This window comes from Streptomyces sp. NPDC059456, from assembly GCF_042750055.1.
Taxonomy (GTDB): Bacteria; Actinomycetota; Actinomycetes; order Streptomycetales; family Streptomycetaceae; genus Streptomyces.
Genome location: NZ_JBHYVA010001121.1, coordinates 1 through 1,343, shown reverse-complemented (window position 1 = coordinate 1,343; position 1,343 = coordinate 1). Strand labels below are relative to the sequence as shown.

2 protein-coding genes and 1 pseudogene are annotated in these 1,343 nt (G+C 76.1%); 1 reads left to right on the top strand and 2 read right to left on the bottom strand.

The window, feature by feature from the left end:
• Both ACFXA3_RS42630 and ACFXA3_RS42625 read right to left on the bottom strand, forming a co-directional pair.
• Positions 1–191, bottom strand: a 191-nt coding sequence (locus tag ACFXA3_RS42630) for a hypothetical protein (RefSeq protein WP_385196937.1), incomplete at its 3' end; no start/stop codon positions are given.
• Positions 192–513: 322 nt separating this feature from the next.
• On the bottom strand, positions 514–717 hold the full coding sequence (locus ACFXA3_RS42625) for an MbtH family NRPS accessory protein (RefSeq protein WP_054223070.1): 204 nt from the start codon (positions 715–717) through the stop codon (positions 514–516).
• 222 nt (positions 718–939) lie between these two features.
• On the opposite strand from ACFXA3_RS42625, the pseudogene ACFXA3_RS42620 reads away from it, so the two are divergent.
• Positions 940–1,343 (top strand): annotated as a pseudogene (locus tag ACFXA3_RS42620) (lantibiotic dehydratase); the annotation flags it as partial.

Sequence of the window (1,343 nt, the reverse complement as noted above, 5' to 3'; positions counted from 1 at the left end):
GGGGGCGGGCCCGGCGCGCGCTGGGCGAGGCCGTGGGAGCGCGGGGGGGCGCGCCCCCGGACCCCGGTGACCACCCCGTCCACGACACGGGCGACCCCCTCGTCCAGGTGCGCGCCCGCGCACAGATGGCGCGTCACCGCGTCGCTGCGGTACTGCGCCAGCGCCGGTAACCGGCGTGCCGGTGGTGCCATGTGCCCCTCCCCCGTGGTCCTCGGCTCACCCTACGTAAACGGGCCCTGCATGTCCCGCCGTTGGGCGCGATCAGCCGGTCCCGGGGTGCCGGGATGCCGGGGTGCCGGGGTGACGGGGTGCCGGGGTGCCGGGGTGACGGGGTGCGTCCGTAGCGGACCTGACCCGGGCCGTGGCCCGGGGCCGGGCGCCGCGCCGCACCCTGGACGATCACCCGGCCGCGCTCGGCGCAGGGCCGCGGCAGGGGGCGTGGGGAAGGACCGGTCGGCGGGGCTCCGTTCCCCCGCGGCTCAGCCGCGCCGACCGGCGTTCGGGCCCCCGTTCTCAGGCGCTCGCCATGCGGCGGCGCAGGCTCAGCGGACGCATGTCCGTCCACACCTCGGCGATGTGGTCCAGGCACTCCTGCCGGGTGCCCGTCGTGCCCTCGGCGTGCCAGCCCGCCGGCAGTTCCCGGTCCGCACGCCAGATGGAGTACTGCTCCTCGTCGTTGCGCACGACCCGGTAGCCGTTCTCGTCGGTGTCACTCATCGCTTCGGTCCTCCCGCTCATTCGGTCAGCGGTCACAGCGTGCCGTCCCGGTCCCGGCCCGCCATAGGGACAAACGCGCAGAAGGACCGGCGGTCGGTGCTGCCGCTCCTTCCCTGGTGGCGCCGGCGTGCGCGGCGGCAGTGTTCGGGGCAGCCAGGGTGGCGTCCGAGAGGTACACCGCCGCCGGCCACGCCACCCCATCAGGCTGGAAGGAGCTCCGCCATGTCGGACACCCCAGAGACCGTGCACCTGCCCACCGGCGGGTGGCGGTTGTGGGAGCACTTCGCACTCCGCGGCCCGGGTTTTCCGGCCGAGGGGGTCCTGCGCATGGCCCCGCCCGGACTCGCCCTGGCCGCCGACAAGTTCGGCCCGGGCGACGAGCTCGCCGGCCCGGACTGGGAGGCGTTCACCGGAGCCTTCGACACCGGAGCGGTCCGCACCGCCGGGCTGCTCCAGGACATCGCGGCCTCGCCGCGCTTCCGGGCCGCCGTGGCCTGGCAGAACCCGGCGGGGCTGCGGACCGGCCTCGCGCCGGTCCTGAACTGGACGCCGACCGCGGCGGGCCGTACCAGCATGCCCCGCCAGCGCGAGGAGCTGGTGGCCCACTACTGGCAGCGGTTCTGCGT

Bases quoted from the DNA above. Each gene is read 5' to 3' on its own strand.
- ACFXA3_RS42625 (WP_054223070.1), bottom strand. From the start codon at position 717: ATGAGTGACACCGACGAGAACGGCTACCGGGTCGTGCGCAACGACGAG.